A 21,013-nucleotide genomic window follows, 5' to 3' on the forward strand; every position below is an offset into this window, starting at 1 on the left:
CGTGACCGTGGCCGAGGTCGACTTCGGTACGCATGCCGCCCGGGCCGTGCTGATGCTTCTCCTGCTGGGCATCACCGTGAGCGCCATGGCGATGACGATCCAGGCACTTCGACGTGGCAACCGCGGAGGCGGACGTGTATAACCCGATGGACGACTCATCGGTCCTCTTCACCACGGTGGACGGCGACGAGGTCGAGTGGGGTGTGAGCGCGGGGCCGGACCTCGAGTCCGGCGGCGACCACCGCGACGGCGGCATGCGCTCGCGCTCCCTGACGACCGAGAGCGGTCAGCGGATCTTCCAGCGCCGGATCACGGGCAGCACCGAGTCCCGCGACCGGGCGGCGCTGGAGCTGCGGCTGGAGAGCGAGATCTGTGCGGGGCTGCGGTTGCAGCGCCGCTACGAACCCGCCGACTACCCCCGGATGCTTCCCAAGATCATCGGGTACGCCGTGGATCGCGGCGAGCCGTTCGTGCTCTGGCATCCGTCGGCCGGCCGACCACTGCGCGACGTGGCCGGGCGCCTGCTCGTCGCCGATCTCGAGCAGGTCATCGTCGACCTCTTCAGCGGCCTCGCCTGCCTCGCCGACTGCGGGATCGTGCACCGGGGCATCACGCCCGACACGATCCGGTGGACCGGTGACCGCGCGGTCTTCGACGGCTTCGCCATGGCGGCGCTGGAGAAGGAGCCCCGCTCGCCGATCGGCAGCCTGCCCTGGGCCTCGCCCGAGCAGCGGTCGGGCAGCGGGCACGTCGAGCGGCGCGACGACATCTGGAGCGCGGCGGTCGTGCTGAGCTATCTCATCTCCGGCCAGCAGGCCACCGCGGCGAACCCGCCACAGCCGGCGCAGCTCGGACCGAAATACGGCCAGCTCCTCGCCGACACGCTCGCACCGCGCGGCTCGATGCGGCCGGACGCCCTCACGGTGCTGTCCCGGCTCTCCATCGAGCCGCCCCGCAACGCGGTCCGGCCGGTCGACGGCGCGATGGCGGCGGGAGCGCAGCGCTTCCTCGATGTCGTCACGGACAAGCGGCACCGCACGGAGGCGGCACCGGCCGCGCGCGGTCAGAGCTCCGCCGGAGAGCGGCCGGTGAAGCGGAGCTGGTGGCGATCGGCACCGCCGCCCCCGCCCCCGCCGCAGCGGGCGCGCTCGGAGTTCGTGCCGCGCCGCTGCTACATGTGCCTCGACACGGTCGAGTGGCAGCCGACCGACCTCTTCATCCGGGACAACGCCACCGGGACCTACCAGGCGCTGCCGCTCACCGGTGTGACCGACGTGAGCAAGCGCGAGGAGGCGATGCGGCACGCCTTCAAGCGCTGCCCCAACCCGTCCAAGGACGCCGAGCCGCACTACCTGCCGGTGCAGTATCTGCGCAGCGACCGGCCGATCAGCGTCGGCATCGTCGGACAGAGCCTCGCCGGCAAGTCGCACCTGCTCGCGGGCATCATGCGGGAGATCGAGGACGAGGGGCTCGCGTCCTTCGGCATCAACACCGGCGCCGTCGACATCGCCGCCCACGACCAGTTCCGGCAGAACCGGGTGGTGCGCCTCTACGACGACCGCAGGACGCTGGAGCACACGCAGGCGAGCGACTCGGCGGCGAACTTCGCCGACGGCGTCATGCTCTATGTCGCGGGCGCCGTGCACCCGCTGATGTTCTTCGACGTCGCCGGTGAGCTGTTCCTGCCCGGCAACCACCAGCAGCGGCCGCGCGCCACGCAGTTCCTCGCGGCCGTGGACGCGCTGATCTTCGTGGTCAACGCCGCGCCCAAGCCCAACGAGGAGAAGGACACCACCTTCGGTGCCGTGCTGGACCGGCTGAGCTACCGGCAGGGCCCGGACGGGCTGCTGGACGTGCCGTCGGCGATCGTCATCTCCCAGAGCGACAAGCTGCGCTTCACCGAGCCGATCGATCAGTGGATCCGGCTGCGGGACCGGGGCAAACACCAGATCGACCGGGACCGCATCGTCGCGGAGAGCCGGGACGGCTACGCCTTCCTGCACGGCCAGAACCGGGTGCCGCTGCTCACCCCCTTCAGCCGCAGTCGCCGCTGCACGCTGCACTTCGTCTCCGCCACCGGCGGCGGCCACGACGACGCGGGCGAGTTCCGTTTCGGCGCCCGTCCGCAGCGCTGCCTCGATCCGCTGCTCTCGCTGCTGGTGATGACCGGCGTCCTGCCCGGCTGGACGCAGTCGGAGGCGTCCTGATGTCCGCCGCGAGGGAGCCGGACCGTCCCGTACACATGATCGTTTTCGGCTGGCGCCGAATCGGCGGCCGACAGGGCATGGGGTCGATCGCCAGCACCATGTCGTCCACCGAGACCGAGCAGTGGCAGCACCGGCTGCTCAGCCGGGTGACGCTGCCCCAGCGGGATCGCAACCCCAGCACCTGCTATCTGCGCTTCGACGACGACGCGGTGCTGCTGCTGCGGCAGCCGGCGCGGGCGGAGGGCCGCGACACGGCGCGGACGGTGGCGCTGATCGGCCCGCCATCGGAGATCACCTTCAGGCGGGCGGTCGCCCTGCGCGCCCTCGACGATCCGCCCGACTGGGGTGGCGGACCCTGGCCGGAGTTCCCGCCGGGCACGATCGCGGACAGCGACACCGGGGTGGAGCGGTCGGCGGTCGATGCGGGCGAGCTGGTCGCGCTCGTCGACCACATCCTGAGCGATCCGGGGGCCAGCTTCACCATCAAGCTGCACAACACCGATGCGCGAGCGCTGCTCTGGGCGGCGCAGCAGTGTGTCGGGCGGCTCGACCGGACACTGTGGACCTTCTCCACCAGCGAGACGCAGACCGCCGATGCGGCGCTGCCGCAGTTCGTCTTCACCTCGGCGCCACCGGAATTCTCCGGCTTCGCGAGCAGCCGCAGGTGGCTCGACCTCGGTGATCCGCCGCCGCGCTCCGAGGGCGACCAGGCCCGAGCGCTGAGGGCCGTCCGCCACTGGCTGCGCAGTGGTTGGGAGCCCGACGACGAGTCTGGAAAAAGTCCGGCCTGGATGGAGCCGGTGGCTGCGCCCGCGCGGGTGGAGCCTGCCGAGGCTGCGGAGCAGGCGCCGCCCACCGTCGTGACGCCGCCGGATGCCACGTCGCCGGATGCCGTGACGGCGGATGCCATCACGACGGGCCGGGGGAGCCCGTGGCTGGAGATCTCGGCCGACCCGCTGCCCACGGAGCCGGAGTTCGAGGCCGTTACCGGTCGCACCCCCGCGGCGCAGCCGGAGCCGCCCGCCGACAAGCAACCTGAGCTGCCCGCCGACGACCTGACTTCCGGGCCGAGCCATGCCGAGCTGCCCGAGCCGACCCCCCTGTCCGACCCGACCCGCCTGCCGGAGCTACCGGACCTGCCCGACCTGCCCGTCCTGCCCGAGCTCTCGCTTCCGGCCGGCCCGCTCGGGCAGGCCGAACCACCCGAGCAGACAGAGCGGCTCGAGCAGACAGAACGGCCAGAGCAGGCAGACCGGCTCGAGCCGGTCGCATCCGCCGAGCCGGTCGCATCCGCGGAACCGGTCGCATCCGCGGAACCGGTCCCGTCGGCGGCACCGACACGGCCGGTGCAGGCGCCTGCACCGGCGTCCGAGCGCTGGGACCCACCGGCCCGGGTGCCGACCCTGGACGAACCGACGTCGAGGCCGATTCAGGTGATGCCCTCCGGGCTGTCGCCCTATGAGGACGCCGAGGGGATCCGTCGGCGCCAGCGCAAGACCGAGGCGGATCACCTCCCCGACGGTGTCCAGTGGTGGGAACGGGACGAGTACACCGTGGTGCTCGCCCTGGTCGTCACCTTCTCGGTCATCATCCTCGCGGGGCTCGCATGGATTGGCGGATCGTCCCAATGACCAGTGCTCCCATCCGGTCCGGTGCCTCGACCGCGCTGGACTTCACCGCCGCGCTGCTGCAGGGTGCGCTCTGCCTGGTGGTGGCGCTCGTCTGGACCATCGCCGGAGGTCGGCTGTCCCCGCCCTGGTGGTCGTGGTGGTCCTGGTGGCTGACACCGCTGATGGTCCTGCTCAGCGTGCTGGTGCTGCTGCTCTTCGCGTCGTCGCGCGGGGCGGAGGTCCGCAACGGCGGCGGCGCCTACGAGCTGCGCGGGATCCTGATCATGGTGTGCTCGCTGGCCCAGGTCGGCTTCCTGCTGCGCGAGAACGACGAGGGGATGGCGCTGCGGGAGTTCGCCCTCTTCACCCTGGGAACCGCCGCGTTCGTCGGGGCGGACCAGCTCGGTGCCCGGATCGTCGGTGCGTGGCGCCGCCACTGGGCATACATCTTCCTCGGTGTCGCACTCGCCGCCGTCGGCGCGCTCTTCCTCTCCCAGGGCTATGTGGGCACGATCGGCGGCACCGTCCTCGGTGCCGCACCGGCGCCGATCGTGTCGGCGGCGACCGTGGGCTTCCTCGCCGCGTGGCTCGGCCAGCCCGAGTCGCCCAGACCGCCGCTGCTGGTGCAGCTCTACGCGGTGACCTTCCCGAGCCTGGCGCTGTTCGCCTTCACCGCCGACCTCGGTGCCGGGGTGGTGATGTTCGTCGGCTGCGCGACCGTGCTTGTCGTCGCGCACTTCACCACCTGGTCCTCGGCGCAGAAGCCGTGGCCGAGGCTGGGCCGGGCGGTCGCGGTGGTGCTGGGCGGCGTCGCGGTGTTAGCGGTCGGTGCGCTGATCATGGTCAAGGCGCTGCCGAACGGGAAGTTCTCGGCGGTGGCGGGCCCACCCGGCGCGGATCTGCTCGGCTCCCCGATCGAGCTGCACCGGACGGCGGAACTGCTCGGCGACGGTCGCTTCCTGCTGGTGCTGATCGTCCTGGTGCTCGTCGTGCAGCTCGTGGTCCTGGCGAGCCGGACGGTCCGCAACGCCCGCCCGGCGACGGTGAGCACCTTCCCGATGCTGCTCGTCGTGGGCATCGCCGCACAGGTCATCGTGGCGTTCCTGGCACCGGTCCTGGGCGTCCTCGACAGCGACCTGCCGGTTCCGATGAGCATGGGCGCCCTGCCCGTCGCGGCCGACGGCGCGAGCTTCCTGCTCACGATGGTCTGCGTCGGCCTGGCGTTCGGAGTGGGGAGCCGGGAGCCGGACCTCCGCTCATAGCGGGCAGCCGGCAGCGGGCCCGGCCGGGCCCGCTGCCCGTGCGGTCAGCGCCCGCCGATCCACCCGAGGTAGGGCCGTGATCCGATGCGCAGCTCGTCGGCGGTGCGGATCAGATCGGTACGGGTCGCCGTGCCCGCCCGATCGGTGGTGACCCACAGGTGTATCCGGTCGGGCAGCCACATCTCCAGCGCGGTCGCGGTGCCGTCGTCGCCGACGTCGATGAGGCCGGCCGTACCGCGAACGGTCACGGAACGGGCGTTCGGACCGGTCACCCGGCTGGTCTCCCTGCCATAGCGCACCCAGAGGCGGCCGGGCAGCATGAGGTCCTGGGACCAGCCGCCGCCGGGGTCGGCATGGGTACGCACCACCACGTCCTTCCACTTCTCCGCCGGCAGCCAGCCGAAGGAGGGCAGCCAGCCGAAGGCGAGGGCGGACTCGACCGTCGCCGCGCCGGGATCGTCGACGACGGACTCGGCGACCCGCAGCGCGGTGGCGAGCGCGTCGACCACCTCGTGGGTGACCACCTGGAGCGTGATCCCCGGCCGGGGCTGCCAGGCGACCGTGGTGACCCCGGCGACCTGGCCGGCCAGCGCGGGGCGGCCGTTGACGGCGACCTGCTCCGGCTGGCTGCCGAGGTCGCCGATGAAGGCGGCACCCAGGGGTCCGTCGGGCGCGACCAGCACCGCGACGTTGGGCGGCACCGTGTTCGGGTTGTGGGTGGCGGGATCGATCGGCGCGGACCAGCGCCGTTGCTGGTAGGCGGGGTCGCTGCGGTCGAGTGTCGCGTCCCGGCCGCTCTCGACGAAGCCGTCGGGCAGCCAGGTCGGCCGGTAGCGCAGCGCGATCCTGGTGTTGCCCGGCCGGACCGCCGGTTCGCGTGCCGGTGGCGGCAGCGGCGAGCCGGGCGCGGTCCGCGCCCGGCTGCCCGGGTGCAGCGTGCCGGGCAGGCCGCCGCGCGACCCGAGCAGCGCCGCGGGCACCGCCACCCCGGCGGCGACCGCGCCACCGGCGAGCAGCATCGTCCGCCGCTGGCGGCGCAGGACCGCTCCCCGGGCCAGCCCGGCGCGCAGCGTCTCCGGTGCCGGTGCCCGCCGGGCGAGGTCGGTGAGGGCGAGCCGGATCTGGTCTTCGTCAAGCATGGATGCGTCCTCCGATGGGTTCGGGCAGCAGCACGTCGTCGGCTGCGGCGGTGCCGTCAGCGAGCGCGGCTCGCAGGGTGGCGATGGCACGGGAGCTGTGGCTGCGGACGGTACTGATCCGGCAGTCGAGCAGCACCGCGATCTCCGGGTCGGTGAGGTCCTCATAGAAGCGCAGCACGATCACCGCGCGCTGCCGGGGCGGCAGGGTGGCGATCAGCCCGACCAGCGTCCGGCGTTCGACGACGGCACCGGTGGGGTCCGTCGTCGGCAGTGCCTCGGGCGGGGGCAGGCTGACCCAGCGGTTGGCGAGCCTGCGGCGCCACGACAGGAACTCGTTGAGGACCATGCGCTTGACGTACGCCTCGGGCTGGTCCAGCGCGGTGATCCGGCGCCAGCGGGACTGTGCCCGGAGCAGCACGTTCTGCACGATGTCCTGGGCGAGGTGCGGATCGCAGGTGAGCACGGTGGCGTAGCGCAGCAGAGCGGCGAGTCGGGTGGCGAGGAATTCGTCGTATGTCACGGGCGGCTCCTTCAATGGTCACCACTCCAACGCGGCGGGCGGCCCGTCTGTTGAGCCCGGCACCGCTTCAATATCCCGCGGCGAGCCCGTCGGCGCGGGGCTCGGAGCCCGCGACGTAGCCGCCCGCGGGCAGCCGCCAGATCGCCTGTCCCATCCCGAAGTCCGAGGGGTCGTCGGTGACGGTGACGGCGTGCCCGCGCCGCCGCAGGTCGGCGACGGCCGCGGCGGGGAAGTCCGACTCCACGGTCACGTTCCGGCCGGCGTGCCAGTACCAGCGGGGTCGGGCCAGGGCCGCCTGCGGGTCGAGCCCGTCGTCGAGGGTGGCGCTGATGAGCTGCACGTGCCCCTGCGGCTGCATGTGGCCGCCCATCACGCCGAAGGGGCCGACCGGCTCGCCGTCGCGGCTGAGGAAGCCGGGGATGATGGTGTGGAAGGGCCGCTTGCCGCCCGCCGCGACGTTGGGGTGCGCCGGGTCGAGGCTGAACCCGGCGCCCCGGTTCTGCAGGCCGAAGCCGTAACCGGGAAGCACCACATAGGACCCGAACCCCAGGTAGGTCGACTGGATCAGCGAGACCATCATGCCGTCGCCGTCGGCCGCGGCGAGGTAGACGGTGCCGCCGCGCATCGGGTCGCCGGGTCCGGGCTCGCCGGCCACCTCGGTGATGAGCGCCCGCCGGGCCGCCACATAGGACGGATCGAGCAGGTCCGGCGTGGGGGTGCGCGGGTCGGCGACGTAGGCGTGCGCGTCGGCGAAGCCCAGCTTCATCGCCTCGATCTGGCGGTGCGGGTCGGTGCCGGTAAAGCCGTCGAGCAGGGCGAACGCCTGCAGCGCCGCGACGCCCTGCCCGTTGGGCGGCAGCTCGTGCACGGTGTGGCCGCGGTAGTCCGCGCTCATCGGGGCCACCCAGTCGCCCTCGTGGGCGGCGAGGTCGTCGCCGGTGAGCAGGCCGCCCGTCGCCGCCGCGAAGCGGTCCAGCGCGTCGGCCACCTCGCCGGTGTAAAAGGCGGCGCAGCGCGTACCGGATAGGAGGCGCAACGTGCGCGCGGCGCCGGAGTTGCGGACGATCTCACCGGGACGCGGCGCGCGGCCGAAGACCTCCGCCCAGCCCGCGCAGGCCGGGTCGTCGATCTCCGCGAACGCGCGCACCGAGCGCGCCCACGACCGGCTCAGGCCGGCCGCCGCGGTGAATCCGTGCTCGGCGTATCCGATCGCGTCGGCGAAGAGCCGCTCGAAGGGCACCCGGCCGAAGCGGGCGTGCAGGTCGCGCCAGCCCGCGGGCGCGCCGGGCACGGTCACGGGCAGCCAGCCGCGCGGTGGCGGCGCCGACTCCGCCGCACCCTGCGCGCCACCCAGGGCACCCGTCGGCGTCCCGCCACCCGCGACCATCCGCTCCAGCGTCAGCGCGGCGGGGGAGCGCCCGGATCCGTTGTATCCGTGCAGCTGTGCACCGTCCCAGACGAGGGCGAAGAGATCGCCGCCGATGTCGTTGGAACCGGGCTGCACCACGGTGAGCGTGATCGCGGCGGCGACGGCCGCGTCGACGGCGGAGCCGCCCTCGCGGAGCACGGCGAGACCGGCCTGGGCGGCGAGCGGCTGGCTGGTGGCGACGACGCCGCGCGGGGCGTAGACGGGTGTGCGCATGTGCTCATCCTGCCGGGTGTCGCCGGTGCCCGGCAGGATGATTCAGCACCTCCCGCTACGGCAGCGGGGGGAGTGGTGGCAGCCCTGGTGCGGGCAGGCCCGGCACGGGTGGCACCGGCAGGCCCGGCACTCCCGGCACGGGCAGATCGGGTACTCCCGGGAGATCGGGGAGACCGGGTGCACCACCCGGCAGCACTCCACCGAGGAGTGAGCCGATGGTGGAGAGCAGGTCACCGATCGCGGAGAGCAGGGCGTTGACCAGATCCATGGGGGACTCCTGTCGTCTGTGGACAACGGAAAGGACGGCCGCCTCAGACCAGTATCTGGCTATTAGTGAAGTAAGTCCATATCCGCGCACTTTTGGGCCCAATCTGCGCGGATCTTGCTGTCCCTGCTGTAAACACGTCATGTCTTGCAAGCTCTTGCGGAAACATTTCAGTTACCCGTATGTTCTGTCTCACACTGCCCTCCTTGGATCAAAGAAGGCCTTCGATGAGTTTCAGAACGCGCCCGGCGCGGAGATACCGAACCTTCCTCGTCACCCTCCTCGCCGCGCTGACGATCGCCACGCCGGTCGTCGCGCTCCAGGCCGTGCGGGACGACGAACCGACACAGTGGGTCGACGCAGGCAGCACCTACTGGCGTGACGAGCCGGGCGCCGCCGCGCTCGCCGCCACCGCGCCGCAGGCGAAGCGTGCCGAGCAGTTCTACTTCGTCCTGCCGGACCGGTTCGCCAACGGCGACACCGGCAACGACAAGGGAGGCCGGACGGGCGACCGGCTCAAGACGGGCTACGACCCGACCGACAAGGGCTTCTACCACGGTGGCGACCTCGCGGGTGTGATCGACAAGCTCGACTACATCGAGGGGTTGGGCACCACCGCGATCTGGCTCGCGCCGGTCTTCGCCAACCGGCCGGTGCAGGGCACGGGCGCCGACGTCAGCGCGGGCTACCACGGTTACTGGATCGAGGACTTCACCAGGGTCGACCCGCACTTCGGCACCAACGCCGACCTGAAGAAGCTGGTCAAGCTCGCGCACTCGCGCGGCATCAAGATCTTCCTCGACGTGATCGTCAACCACACCGCCGACGTGATCCGGTACGAGGAGAACCGGTACTCCTACGTGGAGAAGAAGGACTCGCCCTACACCGATGTCAAGGGACGGGCCTTCGACGACGCCGACTTCGCCGACGGCACCCGGGACTTCCCGGCCGTCGACGCCGCGAGCGGGCCCTACACGCCGGTCTTCGCCACGGGTGCGGACAAGAGGGTGAAGGTGCCGTCGTGGCTCAACGACCCGGCGATGTACCACAACCGCGGCAACTCCTCCTTCGCCGGTGAGAACTCGACCTACGGCGACTTCTTCGGCCTCGACGACCTGTGGACCGAGCGGCCCGAGGTGGTCGAGGGCATGACGAAGATCTACCAGGACTGGATCACCAGCACCGGGATCGACGGCTACCGGCTCGACACCGCCAAGCACGTCGACATGGACTTCTGGCCGCAGTTCGCCAAGGGCATCGCCCAGGCGGCCGAGCGCGCCCACAAGCCCGACTTCTTCATGTTCGGCGAGGTCTACTCCGCCGACGCGTCGATCACCTCCAGCTACGTCCGGCAGGGCGGGCTGCAGGCCACGCTCGACTTCGGCTTCCAGGCCGCTGCGCAGGGCTTCGTCACCGGCGGCAGCGGCCAGGGTCTCGCCGACCTCTACGCCACCGACCCGCTCTACACCACCCGCGGCACCGACGCCGGTGACCTGCCGACCTTCCTCGGCAACCACGACATGGGCCGCATCGGCAGCGCGATCTTGAAATACAGCATCGTCAACGGCGGCGGCGAGCAGGACGCGCTGGAGCGGGACCGGCTCGCGCACGAGCTGATGTTCCTCACCCGCGGCCAGCCGGTCGTCTACTCCGGCGACGAGCAGGGCTTCACCGGCCCCGGCGGCGACAAGGACGCCCGGCAGGACATGTTCGCCAGCCGGGTCGCCGATTACCTCGACGACGACCTGCTCGGCACCGACCGCACCCACGCGGTCGACAACTTCAACACCGCGCACCCGCTCTACCGCTCCATCGCCGCGCTGGGCGACCTGCGCGCCGCCCACCCGGGTCTGCGCGACGGCACCCAGACGACGAGGTACGCCGGTGACGGCGTCTTCGCCTTCTCGCGCCTCGACGCCGCCCAGCGGGTCGAGTACGTCGTCGCCGCGAACAGCGGCACCGGCGAGAAGACGGTCACCGTGGACACCTTCACGCCGGGCGCCGCCTTCGGCAGGCTCTACCCGACCGCCGGTGCCGGTCCGGTGGCGGGCGCCGACGGCAAGCTCACGATCACGATCCCGGCCCTGACCACGATCGCCTGGAAGGCCGGGCAGCAGGTCCCGGGTGCGGCCGCGCCGACGATCTCCATCGCGTCCCCGGCCGCCGGTGCCGCCGTCGCCACCCAGGCCGCGATCACCGCCACCGTCACCGGTGCTCCCAGCTCGACGGTGACCTTCGCCGCCAAGGTCGGCAGCGGCCCCTGGAAGACGCTCGGCACCGCGACTCGGGCGCCCTACACGGTGCACCACGACCTGGCCGGGCTCGCCGGGAAGACGGCGGTGCAATATAAGGCCGTCGTGAAGGACCCGCAGGGCCGGACCGCGACCGCGACGACGAACATCACCGTCGCCACTCCGGTCCAGGGCGCGCAGCGCGACTATGTGCTCGTGCACTACCAGCGTCCGGCCGGGGACTACGACGGCTGGGGTGTCTACAACTGGGGGGACTCGGACGCGTCGTCGCAGCACCCGTGGCCGACCGGCCAGCCCTTCGCCGGACGCGACTCCTACGGCGCCTTCGCCTGGGTGAAGGTGAAGCCGGGCGCGACGAACGTCGGCTTCCTCGTCGTCAACGGCGCCGGGCAGAAGGATGTCGAGTCCGACCGCAGCATCGACCCGAGCCGCACCGGCGAGATCTGGCTGAAGCAGGGCGACGCCACGATCTACCCGTCGCAGGCGGCCGCGGCCGGCTATGTCGACGTGCACTACCACCGGCCGGACGGCGACTACGCCGGGTGGGGCCTGCACCTGTGGGGTGACGGGCTCGGCGCCGGTGCGGGCACCGACTGGGGCTCGCCGCGCCAGCCGGACGGCACGGACGCGTTCGGCGCCTTCTGGAGGGTGCCGGTCGGCGACGCGACGAAGCCGATCAACTTCATCGTCCACAGTGGTGACAACAAGGACCCCAACGGCGACCTCACCGTCGACATGACCGTCGGCTCGGCCTGGGTCAACGGTGGCAGCTCGACGGTCCACCCGACGAAGGCCGCCGCGACCAACACCGCTGTGCTGCACTACCGGCGTGAGGACGGCGACTACGCGGGCTGGGGCCTGCACCTGTGGGACGGCAACGCCAACCCGGTCGAGTGGGGCAGCCCGCTGCTGCCGTCGAGCATCGACGCCTACGGCGCCACCTATGTCGTGCCGCTCGTCGAGGGTGCGACCGGCGTCAACTACATCGTCCACAGGGGAGACGCCAAGGACCTCCCCAACGACCAGCGGCTCGATGTCACCAAGAAGGGCTACGAGGTCTGGCTGCTCGCCGGGGTGGAGAAGGCACTCCGCCCGCTGGAGGCGGCCGCCGCCCGGGACATCGACCTGACGCACTCCAGCGCGCAGTGGATCGACCGTTCGACGATCGCCTGGGCGAAGCCCGACAACGACGGCAAGGTCTACGACCTCGTCGTCTCGGCGAACGGCAACGTCTCCGTCGTCGACGGCAAGCTCGCCGGTGACTTCACCACGATCCGGCTCTCGGCCGGGGCCAACGGGCTCACCGACCGGCAGCGGATCGCGCATCCGGAGCTCTGGGCCTACCAGGCCTTCCAGCTCGGCACCGCCGACCTCCGGGTGATCCGGGACGCGCTGCGGGGTCGGCTGATCGTGGCGGAGAGCGATCACCTGGGCAACCTGCTCTCGGCGACCGGGGTGCAGACTCCCGGCGTACTCGACGATGTCTATGCCGGTGCCACCGCGGCCCGGCTGGGACCGGTCTTCGCGGCCGGGCGCCCGACGCTCTCGCTCTGGGCACCCACCGCGACCGGCGTGGAGCTGCAGCTCTTCGACTCGCCGGCCGCGACCGCGACGGCCGTGCCGATGACCCGCGACGACGCGACCGGCGTCTGGCGTGCCGTCGGCGGCAGCTCCTGGAAGGGGAAGTACTACCGCTTCAGGGTCACCGCCTACCAGCCCGCGACCAGGCAGTTCGTCACCGCGAGCGTCACCGACCCCTACTCGGTCTCGCTCGCCGCGAACTCCACCCACAGCCAGATCGTCGACCTCGCCGACCCGGCCCTCGCGCCGGCCGGGTGGGACAGCCTGCGCAAGCCGCGCGTCACGGGCCGTCCGCAGATTCAGGAGTTGTCGGTACGCGACTTCTCGATCTCCGACACCACGGTCGCTGCGGCGCAGCGGGGCACCTACGGCGCCTTCACCACCCCGGCCACCGACGGCATGACGGAGCTGAAGAAGCTGGCCGATGCGGGTGTCACCCACCTGCACCTGCTGCCGACCTTCGACTTCGCCACGGCGCCGGAGCGGCGGGCCGACCAGGCCGTGCCCGCCTGCGACCTGCCCGCGATGCCGCCGTCCGGCGAGGGCCAGCAGGCCTGCGTCGCGGCTGTCGCCGAGACCGACGGCTACAACTGGGGTTACGACCCGCTGCACTACACCGTGCCCGAGGGCGGCTACGCGGTGAACCCGGACGGCAGTGCCCGGATCACCGAGTACCGCCAGATGGTGCAGGGCATCAACAAGGCGGGCCTGCGGGTCGTGCTCGACGTCGTCTACAACCACACCTCGGCCTCGGGCACCGACCCGAAGTCGGTGCTGGACCAGGTCGTGCCCGGCTATTACCACCGGCTCCTCGCCGACGGCACGGTCGCGACCTCGACCTGCTGCGCCAACACCGCACCCGAGCACGCGATGATGGGCAAGCTCGTCGTCGACTCGATGGTCACCTGGGCCAAGCGCTACAAGGTCGACGGATTCCGCTTCGACCTGATGGGCCACCACCCGAAGGCCAACATCCTCGCCGTCCGGGCCGCGCTCGACGCGCTCACCCTCGACCGCGACGGCGTCGACGGCAGATCCATCCTCATGTACGGCGAGGGCTGGAACTTCGGCGAGGTCGCGAACGACGCGCGCTTCGTGCAGGCAACCCAGACCAACATGGCGGGTACGGGCATCGGCACCTTCACCGACCGCCTGCGCGACGCCGTCCGGGGCGGTGGCCCCTTCGACGACAACCCGCGGATCCAGGGTTTCGCGTCGGGCCTCTACACCGACTCCAACGGCGACCCGGTCAACGGCACCGCGGCGGCCCAGAAGGCGTCGCTGCTGCACCAGCAGGACCTGATCAAGCTGGGTCTCGCCGGGAACCTGGCCGGTTACCGCTTCACCGACTCGACCGGCGCCTCGGTGCTCGGGTCGCAGGTCACCTACAACGGGTCGCCCGCCGGCTACACCGCCTCGCCGAGCGAAGCGGTGACCTATGTGGACGCCCACGACAACGAGATCCTCTACGACACGCTCGCCTACAAGCTGCCGCAGTCGACCTCGGCGACGGACCGGGCGCGGATGCAGGTGGTGGCGCTGTCGACCGTCGTCCTCTCGCAGGGCACGGGGTTCGTCACGGCCGGGTCGTCCCGGCTGCGGTCCAAGTCGCTGGACAAGAACTCCTACAACTCCGGTGACTGGTTCAACGCCATCCGCTGGGACTGCGCGACGGGCAACGGGTTCGGGCTCGGCGTGCCGCCGTCGCCGGACAACACGTCCCGGTGGCCCTACGCCAAGCCGCTGCTCGCCGACCCGGCACTCGTCGCCGGGTGCGCTCCGGTCGAGCTCGCCGACGCGCGCTTCGCCGAATTGCTGAAGGTGCGGGCCTCCTCACCGCTGTTCAGCCTGCGCAGCGCCGCCGACGTGCAGCAGGCGGTGTCGTTCCCGCTCTCGGGGACGAGCGAGACGCCGGGCGTGATCACGATGATGCTGCGCGGCAACGGGCAGACGATCGTGGTCGTCATCAACGCGTCGCCTGACGCCGCGTCGCAGACCGTCGGCGCGCTGGCCGGCAAGTCGATGGCGCTGCACCCGGTGCTGCGGAGCTCCGCCGACCCGGTGCTGGCCGGGTCGGCGTATGTCAAGGGAACCGGCACCTTCACGGTGCCGGGCCGCTCCGTGGCGGTCTTCGTCTCCTGACCGGGCGTGGTGACGGCGGGCCGGGCGCTGCTGCGTCCGGCCCGCCGTGCCTGCGCTGCTAGAGCCGGCGGATCGCCTCGGAGTTGAGGCGGGAGCCGATGGTGCGCTCCACGATCCGCTCGATGAGCTCGTCGCGGGTGCCGCTGCCGAGCGCGCTCATGTCGAGTGCGGCCGCGAGCTCCCGCAGGCTCGCCAGGCTGAACGCGTGCAGCAGAGCGGCACCGTCCTCCCGGGCACTCATGCCGCGCAGCGCGGTGACGGTGTCGGTCGCGCCGCCGACCGGGGCCGCCGCCATCATGGCGGCGAACCGGCCGGGCTGCAGCGCGTGCATCACCTCGGCGGTGAGCTGCCGCAGCTCGTCGGCGGCCGGGGAGTTGGCGCGCTCCCGCAACACCGCTGGTACGCCACGCGGCGTGCCCTGGGCGAAGAGCGTCGCCGCCTCGCGGACCGCGGTGGGGAAGACCGGCAGGCCGAGCGCCCGGACACTGCTCATCGCGTCGGCGTGGGCGGCGATGGGGCGCTGGTACATGAGCTGGATCATCGTGAACGCGACCCCGGCGATGTCGGGCTTGATGATCCCGGGGCGTCCGATGTCGGGGAAGCGCCGCGCGTCGGCGTTGTAGTCCTCGATCAGCTTGTCGACGCTGCCGTAGAGGTAGTCGATGCCGAGCGTCGAGAGGAAGTCGGCCTTCGCCGGGATGATGAGCTGGTCGCTGGCGATGATCGCGGACTGCGTGACGATGTTGAAGGTCGGCGGGCAGTCGATCAGGATCAGGTCGTAGTCGGGCAGGTCGCGGTGGTGCAGCTGCTCGGCGAGCGCACCCCGGATGCGGAAGAGTCCCGCGTCGCGCTCCTCGTCGGTGCCGCGCAGCCCGCGGGCGAGGTCGAGGTCGATGTTGATCAGGCCGAGGTGCGACGCGATCAGGTCCAGCCGGCCGTCCTCGGCATCGGCGATATAGGAGTTCACCGGCTGCGGCGTGATGATGAGCTCGCTCAGCGAGATCCCCGGGCCGTCGCCGCGCAGGCTGTCGAACCAGCGCTTGACCGTCCGCGCCTCGCGCAGATCCCGGCGCCACTCCTCGGGGTCGACGAAGCTGAAGGTGAGACTCGTCTGCGGATCGAGATCGATCAGCAGGACCCGCATGCCCCGGCGAGCCAGTTCGGCACCGAGGTTCGCGGTGATCGTCGTCTTGCCGACGCCGCCCTTGTAATTGATTACGGATACGACCTGCATGTGCTTGACCTCCCCGCTGAGCAGGCTAAACCCGTATCCACCTGATCGTCACCGCCCGACAAGGCGCAACGTGTCCGCCATCGGGCGTGATACCTCGGCGTGATGTCGCTGTCGTCAGACCGCGAGGACGGTGACGGCGCCGGTCAGCGGCAGTGGCGGATCCACCACCGTGATGAAGTCGTAGCGCAGGTGGGTGCTGCTCGCGGCGAGCAGACTGATCGAATTGGAGCCGTAGGGCCGGTCCTCGGCGACCGTGAGCCGCCGGACGATCGCCGCCGGACCGGCCGGATCAAGGTCCGGCAGTGCCAGCAGGTCGAGCCAACTCCGCCAGGCCCGCTCCGGCGGCTGATCCGGCTGCGGCTCCGGGCGGGATGCCCGCGCCAGCAGCGCTCGCAGCCGCTCCACCCGAGGCTGCGTCGGGTCGAGACCGGCGTTGGCGACGATCGTCGTGCCAGGGCTGATCGAGATCTGGGTAATCTCCGTGCCGTTCCAGCCGACGAGCCGAGCGCCGCTGTCGTTCGCGACGCCGTCTCCTGGTAGGGGCAGGTCGAGCAGGTAGAACGGGGCGAAGCCGCTGAGGTCGCGGGGGAGCGGCTCGCCCGCGACCGCCGTCAGCGGCAGCGAGCCCCGGGACAGCCGTCCCGAGCCGGGTGCCCCGCTGTGACTGTTGAGGACACAGGCGATCCGGGGTGCGGCCGGGTCGACCGCGAGCCAGGTCCCCCCGGAGAGCAGATCCCGACCGCCCAGGACACCGGGACGATCGGGCCAGTGCTCGGCGGGCGGCAGCCAGGGCCGGTCCAGCATCTCGTCCCGGATCGCCAGGACGAGCAGCGGGAATTCGGCCTCGGGCTCGATGCTGGCGACGACGATGCACATGATCCCAGTGTGCGGGTGCGGCCGTCAGGCTGCTGCGCGGGCCGCTGCCTTCGCCTGGAGGGTGGCGCGGCGCTCCTCGAACTTGGCGGCATAGCCGTCGAGGTCGGTGAGGAAGTCGGCGAGCTGCTGGCGGGCCTTCTCGCCCTCGCCGTCGAGACCCTCGATCTCGAAGATCCGCAGGTTGCGCAGCACCGGCTGCAGCACCTCGTCGTGGTGGATCCGCAGGTCGTAGATGCCGGCCATCGCCATCTGCACGGACTTGCGGCCGAAGTTCTCGATGCCGTGGCCCGGCATCTGGAAGTCGGAGACGACATCGGTGATGGCGCGCATCGCCTCGTTGGGCGCGATCTGCAGCGCCGCGGTGAGCAGGTTGCGGTAGAAGACCATGTGCAGGTTCTCGTCCGCCGCGATCTTGGCGAGGAGCTGGTCGCAGAGGGGGTCGCCGCTGTAGCGGCCGGTGTTGCGGTGCGAGATCCGGGTCGCCAGCTCCTGGAACGAGACGTAGGCGATGGAGTGCATCGCCTCCATCGAGTGGTCGGAGGTGAACCCGGCCGTCATGTGGACCATGCGGGCGCGTTCGAGGGCGATGGGGTCGACGGCGCGGGTGACGGTGAGGTAGTCGCGGATGGCGACGCCGTGTCGTCCTTCTTCGGCGGTCCAGCGGTGGACCCAGGTGCCCCAGGCGCCGTCGCGGCCGAAGAGGGCGGCGATTTCGTGGTGGTAGCTGGGGAGGTTGTCCTCGGTGAGGAGGTTGACGATGAGGGAGGTGCGGGCGACGTCGCTGAGCGTGGACTGGTCGGGGGTCCAGGCGGTGCCGCCGAGGACGCCGTCGAAGTCGGTGCCCCGGCTCCACGGGATGTACTCGTGGGGGAACCACTCCTTGGCGATCGCCAGGTGCCGGTTGAGGTTGGCCTCGACGACGGGCTCAAGCTGGTAGAGCAGATCAGTCTGTGAGATCACGGCGAGCTCCCGAAGCTAAGGCTACGGTTACGTCACCGTAGGTTTCTCGTTTCAGCGTACCTGCTCGCGGGGGATGCACGAAGGACGAGAGGTTACCGGCGGGGAACCGGATCTTCGGCGCGAGAGGGCTTGATCTGCGTCTTCGGGTGCGGATCATCGCCCCCCTCACGCCATGGGACCAACTCTTGAAGAGTTGCGACGATCTTGGCGTCGTGGGCGGGCCGTGGTGGCTCTGGCTGGTGTGATGTCACGCCCGCTGCAGCTCGATGAGGAGCTCCCGCATCTGGCCCAGCGCCGGGTGCTCCGTCTGCTCGGCCAGGGCGATGGCCCGAACCAGGAACTCGACGGCATCACCCGGCCGCCCCATCCTCGCCATCAGGGCGGCCATGTTGAAGCACATCATCGCCTCGGAACCGCGATCCCCCAGGATGCGGACGATGTCGATCACCTCGTCCAGCGCGGCCTTCGCCCCGGCGAGATCGCCTCGCATGAATCGAATTCCACCGATGTTGTTCAGGGTGGCCGCTTCGCCGGCCCGGTCGCCGATCTCCCGCTGGATGGGCTGCGCCTGCTCGAAGTAGGCCAGCGCCCGCCGCTCGTCGGCCAGCCCGGCGTACGCCATGCCGATGTTGTTCAGGGTGACCGCTTCGCCGGGGCGGTCGCCGGCGTCCCGTTGGACGGGTAGTGCCTGCTCGTAGTAGGCCAGTGCGTGCTGCGGGTCGCCCAGCCCGTCGTATATGCCGCCGATGTTGTTGAGGATGATGGCTTCGCCGGCCCGGTCGCCGACGTCCCGCTTGAGGAGGAGCGCCTGCTCGTAATAGGCCAGGGCCTGCTGCGGGTCGCCGAGCCCGTCGTACGCGCCGCCGATGTTGTTCAGGGTGACCGCTTCGCCGGCCCGGTCGCCGATCTCCCGCTTGAGGGGGAGCGCCTGCTGGTAGTAGGCGAGCGCCTGCCGCCGGTCGCCCATCCGGTTGTGGACCATGCCGATGTTGTTCAGCGTGGCCGCTTCGATGGACGACTTGCCGACCTCTCGCGTGATCGGCAGCGCCTGCTGGTAGTAGGCGAGCGCCTGCCGCCGGTCGCCCAGTCCGTCGTACGCCATGCCGATGTTGTTCAGCGTGGCCGCTTCGCCGGCCCGGTCGCCGACCTCTCGCAGGATGGGCAGTGCCTGCTGGTAGTAGGCGAGCGCCTGCCGCCGGTCGCCCATCCCGTCGTGCACCATGCCGATGCTGCTCAGGGTGGCCGCCTCCCCGGCCCGGTCGCCGGCCTCCCGGATGATCGGCAGCGCTTGCCCGTAGCAGTCCAGTGCCTGTCGAGGACGGCCGGTGGACGACAGTGCCGAACCGAGGTCGTAGAACGCGCCGGCGTCCGGGCCCAACGTCAGCGTCGCCTGAGCCACCGCTGCCACGTCGGCGAACCGCGACCAGCGCATCCACACCCTGCCCACCCGATGCCCGGCATCCCGGGCGATCACCGGTTCCCGGCCCGCCACCGCCAGCCGATGCACCTCCGCCCACTGCGCGACCATCCCACCGGGCGAGCCACCCGCGAACCGGTCCACCTCACCACCGGTCGCGGCCGAGGCATTCGTCAACCCGAACTCCTCCCACCGCCTCGCACCGCCCGGCACGAGAATCAAGATCCGAATAGGACGGAAACACCGCAATCATCCCGCAGCCTCCAACGCCGCCGCAGCCGCCGACCAGACACTGCGCCATCCGCCCATGGGTTCGAGGGGCGGCCGTCACGGACGGCGGCGGTCCCGCCGGTACGCCCAGGCCTCGTGCCAGGTGTGCGGATAGACGCCGAGCAGGAAGTAGTCGCGGGTGCACCGGATCGGCGTTCCCCGGTGGTCGTGGTAGACGAGCCACAGCGGCAGCAGCGCGAAAACCGCGTAGTTGGCGGCGACCAGCGGCAGGTAGAGCGGCCCGAGCAGCCGCGCCTGCAGTATGTGCAGATCCTCGTGGCGCTCGGTCCGGGGACTGACCCCGGCGATGACGGTGCCGATGGTGGTGGCGTACCCGGGGATCGCCTGCTCGACGACGTTGACACGGGCGCTTCCGCGAGAGCGGGGGCGGTCGAGGCGATGCCCGGCGAGCAGGTTGCCCACGAGGAACGCTGCTCCGGCGGCCGTGTTGGGCAGGCTCCACGTGTGATCAAGGACGAAGAGCGCGACGCCGCGCGTCGATCGCGGATAGACCCCCGCCGTGGCGAGCGCCCAGGCGAAGGGCAGTGCGAAGCCGAGCGCGATGACGACGCCGGTCATGAGGCCCGCGTACCCGCCGAAAAGCCAGCCGACCAGGGCCGCGACGGCGGCATTGACCAGCGCGGACGCCGCGGCGGCGAGCATGAGCCGAGACTAGCGAATGGTTACGGGCGGCCGACCACCAATTGTGTCGAATTGGCGACCGTGAGTGATTCATTGCTCACGTCATCCATGCTGCAAGGCTCTGATCAGGCTCAATACATGAAGGCAGATGGGACAGGCAGATGGCGCAGCGGTGGTTGATCACAGGATGTTCCAGCGGGCTCGGCCGCGCGCTGGCGATCAAGCTGGCCGAGGCGGGTGAGAAGGTCATCGCGACGGCCCGCCGCCCCGAGACGATCGATGATCTGGCCCGGCGGTACTCGGGCACGCTCGTCACCGGGGCGCTCGACGTGCGCGAGCCGGCCCAGTGCCAGGCCGCCGTCGACCTCGCCGTCGACTGCTTCGGCGGGGTCGACGTGCTCGTCAACAACGCCGGGTACGGCCAGTTCGGCGCGGTGGAGGAGGTCTCCGACGCGGAGCTCGCAGCCCAGTTCGAGACGAACGTCTTCGGCCCGTGGCGGCTCACCCGGGCGGTCCTGCCGCTGTGGCGGGAGCAGGAGTCGGGGCACGCGATCTTCGTCTCGTCGCTCGCCGGGTTCATGCCGTTTCCGGGGCTCGCGGCATACACGTCGAGCAAGTTCGCGCTGGAAGGGCTGGCCGAGTCGCTGGCGGTGGAGGCGGCGCACCTCGGCGTACGGGTGACGATCATGCAGCCGGGCGGGTTCGCCACCGCCTATGGTGATTCGCTGGTCGAGCCCGACCGGCACGTCGTCGACTACGAACCGGCGATCAGCGGCATGCTCGTCGGCCTGCGCGGCATCCGCGACCTGCCCGCCATCAACGAGCCCGAACTCTTCGCCGAGGTGGTCCTGCGGGTGGCGAGAATGCAGCTGCCGCCGCTGCGGCTGCCCGTCGGGCCGGAGTCGGAGACCTACCTGAGCGCGGTCTACGCGGCCCGGCTGCAGGAGTTCGAGGCGATGACGAAAGCCGGGCACCACGTGGCGCGCTGAGGCGG

The 21,013-nt window shown here is 71.2% G+C and carries 15 protein-coding genes; 6 read left to right on the top strand and 9 right to left on the bottom strand.

Annotated elements, in window-relative coordinates; genetic code table 11:
* The first annotated feature begins 1 nt into the window (after position 1).
* Genes F4553_RS32215 through F4553_RS32230 form a run of 4 tightly spaced genes read left to right on the top strand, consistent with a single transcriptional unit; the run spans position 2 to position 5,079 of the window.
* Positions 2–142 (top strand): hypothetical protein, encoded by a 141-nt coding sequence (locus F4553_RS32215; protein ID WP_221470565.1) that lies wholly within the window; start codon positions 2–4, stop codon positions 140–142.
* Positions 135–2,207, top strand: a complete 2,073-nt coding sequence (locus F4553_RS32220; RefSeq protein WP_184843748.1) for a serine/threonine-protein kinase — start codon at positions 135–137, stop codon at positions 2,205–2,207. Before F4553_RS32215 ends, F4553_RS32220 begins: the two co-directional genes overlap by 8 nt.
* The gene (locus tag F4553_RS32225) at positions 2,207–3,838 is read left to right on the top strand and encodes a hypothetical protein (protein WP_184843751.1); all 1,632 of its coding nucleotides are present in this window, start codon (positions 2,207–2,209) and stop codon (positions 3,836–3,838) included. Before F4553_RS32220 ends, F4553_RS32225 begins: the two co-directional genes overlap by 1 nt.
* Positions 3,835–5,079 (top strand): hypothetical protein, encoded by a 1,245-nt coding sequence (locus F4553_RS32230; RefSeq protein ID WP_184843754.1) that lies wholly within the window; start codon positions 3,835–3,837, stop codon positions 5,077–5,079. The genes F4553_RS32225 and F4553_RS32230 overlap by 4 nt, the downstream gene beginning before the upstream one ends.
* 44 nt (positions 5,080–5,123) lie before the next feature.
* Here F4553_RS32230 and F4553_RS32235 read toward each other — a convergent pair whose 3' ends face one another.
* From F4553_RS32235 to F4553_RS32250, 4 genes are all read right to left on the bottom strand, one after another.
* Complete coding sequence (locus tag F4553_RS32235; protein WP_184843757.1) at positions 5,124–6,218, bottom strand: hypothetical protein; 1,095 nt, start codon at positions 6,216–6,218, stop codon at positions 5,124–5,126.
* A complete protein-coding gene (locus F4553_RS32240) occupies positions 6,211–6,738 on the bottom strand; it encodes a SigE family RNA polymerase sigma factor (RefSeq protein WP_184843760.1) in 528 nt (175 codons plus the stop codon). Before F4553_RS32240 ends, F4553_RS32235 begins: the two co-directional genes overlap by 8 nt.
* A 67-nt stretch (positions 6,739–6,805) precedes the next feature.
* Complete coding sequence (locus tag F4553_RS32245; protein ID WP_184843763.1) at positions 6,806–8,380, bottom strand: gamma-glutamyltransferase family protein; 1,575 nt, start codon at positions 8,378–8,380, stop codon at positions 6,806–6,808.
* Between the two features lie 55 nt (positions 8,381–8,435).
* A complete protein-coding gene (locus F4553_RS32250) occupies positions 8,436–8,648 on the bottom strand; it encodes a hypothetical protein (protein WP_184843766.1) in 213 nt (70 codons plus the stop codon).
* A 224-nt stretch (positions 8,649–8,872) separates the two neighbouring features.
* Between F4553_RS32250 and pulA the strand changes: the two genes are divergently transcribed.
* Positions 8,873–14,620: a pullulanase-type alpha-1,6-glucosidase gene (pulA, locus tag F4553_RS32255; RefSeq protein ID WP_184843769.1), complete on the top strand. Its 5,748-nt coding sequence runs from the start codon at positions 8,873–8,875 to the stop codon at positions 14,618–14,620.
* Positions 14,621–14,678: 58 nt separating this feature from the next.
* On the opposite strand, the gene F4553_RS32260 is transcribed toward pulA, so the two are convergent.
* From F4553_RS32260 to F4553_RS32280, 5 genes are all read right to left on the bottom strand, one after another.
* Positions 14,679–15,854, bottom strand: a complete 1,176-nt coding sequence (locus F4553_RS32260; protein WP_184843772.1) for a ParA family protein — start codon at positions 15,852–15,854, stop codon at positions 14,679–14,681.
* A gap of 114 nt (positions 15,855–15,968) precedes the next feature.
* Positions 15,969–16,730 carry an NRDE family protein gene (locus F4553_RS32265; protein WP_184843775.1) on the bottom strand — a complete coding sequence of 254 codons (762 nt, stop codon included), beginning with the start codon at positions 16,728–16,730 and terminating at the stop codon, positions 15,969–15,971.
* A 24-nt stretch (positions 16,731–16,754) separates the two neighbouring features.
* On the bottom strand, positions 16,755–17,690 hold the full coding sequence (locus F4553_RS32270) for an acyl-ACP desaturase (RefSeq protein WP_184843777.1): 936 nt from the start codon (positions 17,688–17,690) through the stop codon (positions 16,755–16,757).
* Positions 17,691–17,937: 247 nt separating this feature from the next.
* Complete coding sequence (locus F4553_RS32275; protein WP_246467539.1) at positions 17,938–19,284, bottom strand: tetratricopeptide repeat protein; 1,347 nt, start codon at positions 19,282–19,284, stop codon at positions 17,938–17,940.
* Between the two features lie 150 nt (positions 19,285–19,434).
* Positions 19,435–20,040: a glycine zipper family protein gene (locus F4553_RS32280; protein WP_184843780.1), complete on the bottom strand. Its 606-nt coding sequence runs from the start codon at positions 20,038–20,040 to the stop codon at positions 19,435–19,437.
* 140 nt (positions 20,041–20,180) lie between these two features.
* On the opposite strand from F4553_RS32280, the gene F4553_RS32285 reads away from it, so the two are divergent.
* The gene (locus tag F4553_RS32285) at positions 20,181–21,008 is read left to right on the top strand and encodes an SDR family oxidoreductase (RefSeq protein WP_184843783.1); all 828 of its coding nucleotides are present in this window, start codon (positions 20,181–20,183) and stop codon (positions 21,006–21,008) included.
* Positions 21,009–21,013 lie beyond the last annotated feature (5 nt).

Source organism: Allocatelliglobosispora scoriae, from assembly GCF_014204945.1.
Lineage (GTDB): Bacteria > Actinomycetota > Actinomycetes > Mycobacteriales > Micromonosporaceae > Allocatelliglobosispora > Allocatelliglobosispora scoriae.

Bases quoted from the DNA above. Each gene is read 5' to 3' on its own strand.
- F4553_RS32225 (WP_184843751.1), top strand. From the start codon at position 2,207: ATGTCCGCCGCGAGGGAGCCGGACCGTCCCGTACACATGATCGTTTTC.
- F4553_RS32230 (WP_184843754.1), top strand. From the start codon at position 3,835: ATGACCAGTGCTCCCATCCGGTCCGGTGCCTCGACCGCGCTGGACTTC.
- F4553_RS32235 (WP_184843757.1), bottom strand. From the start codon at position 6,218: ATGCTTGACGAAGACCAGATCCGGCTCGCCCTCACCGACCTCGCCCGG.
- F4553_RS32245 (WP_184843763.1), bottom strand. From the start codon at position 8,380: ATGCGCACACCCGTCTACGCCCCGCGCGGCGTCGTCGCCACCAGCCAG.
- F4553_RS32250 (WP_184843766.1), bottom strand. From the start codon at position 8,648: ATGGATCTGGTCAACGCCCTGCTCTCCGCGATCGGTGACCTGCTCTCC.
- pulA (WP_184843769.1), top strand. From the start codon at position 8,873: ATGAGTTTCAGAACGCGCCCGGCGCGGAGATACCGAACCTTCCTCGTC.
- F4553_RS32260 (WP_184843772.1), bottom strand. From the start codon at position 15,854: ATGCAGGTCGTATCCGTAATCAATTACAAGGGCGGCGTCGGCAAGACG.
- F4553_RS32265 (WP_184843775.1), bottom strand. From the start codon at position 16,730: ATGTGCATCGTCGTCGCCAGCATCGAGCCCGAGGCCGAATTCCCGCTG.
- F4553_RS32280 (WP_184843780.1), bottom strand. From the start codon at position 20,040: ATGCTCGCCGCCGCGGCGTCCGCGCTGGTCAATGCCGCCGTCGCGGCC.
- F4553_RS32285 (WP_184843783.1), top strand. From the start codon at position 20,181: ATGGCGCAGCGGTGGTTGATCACAGGATGTTCCAGCGGGCTCGGCCGC.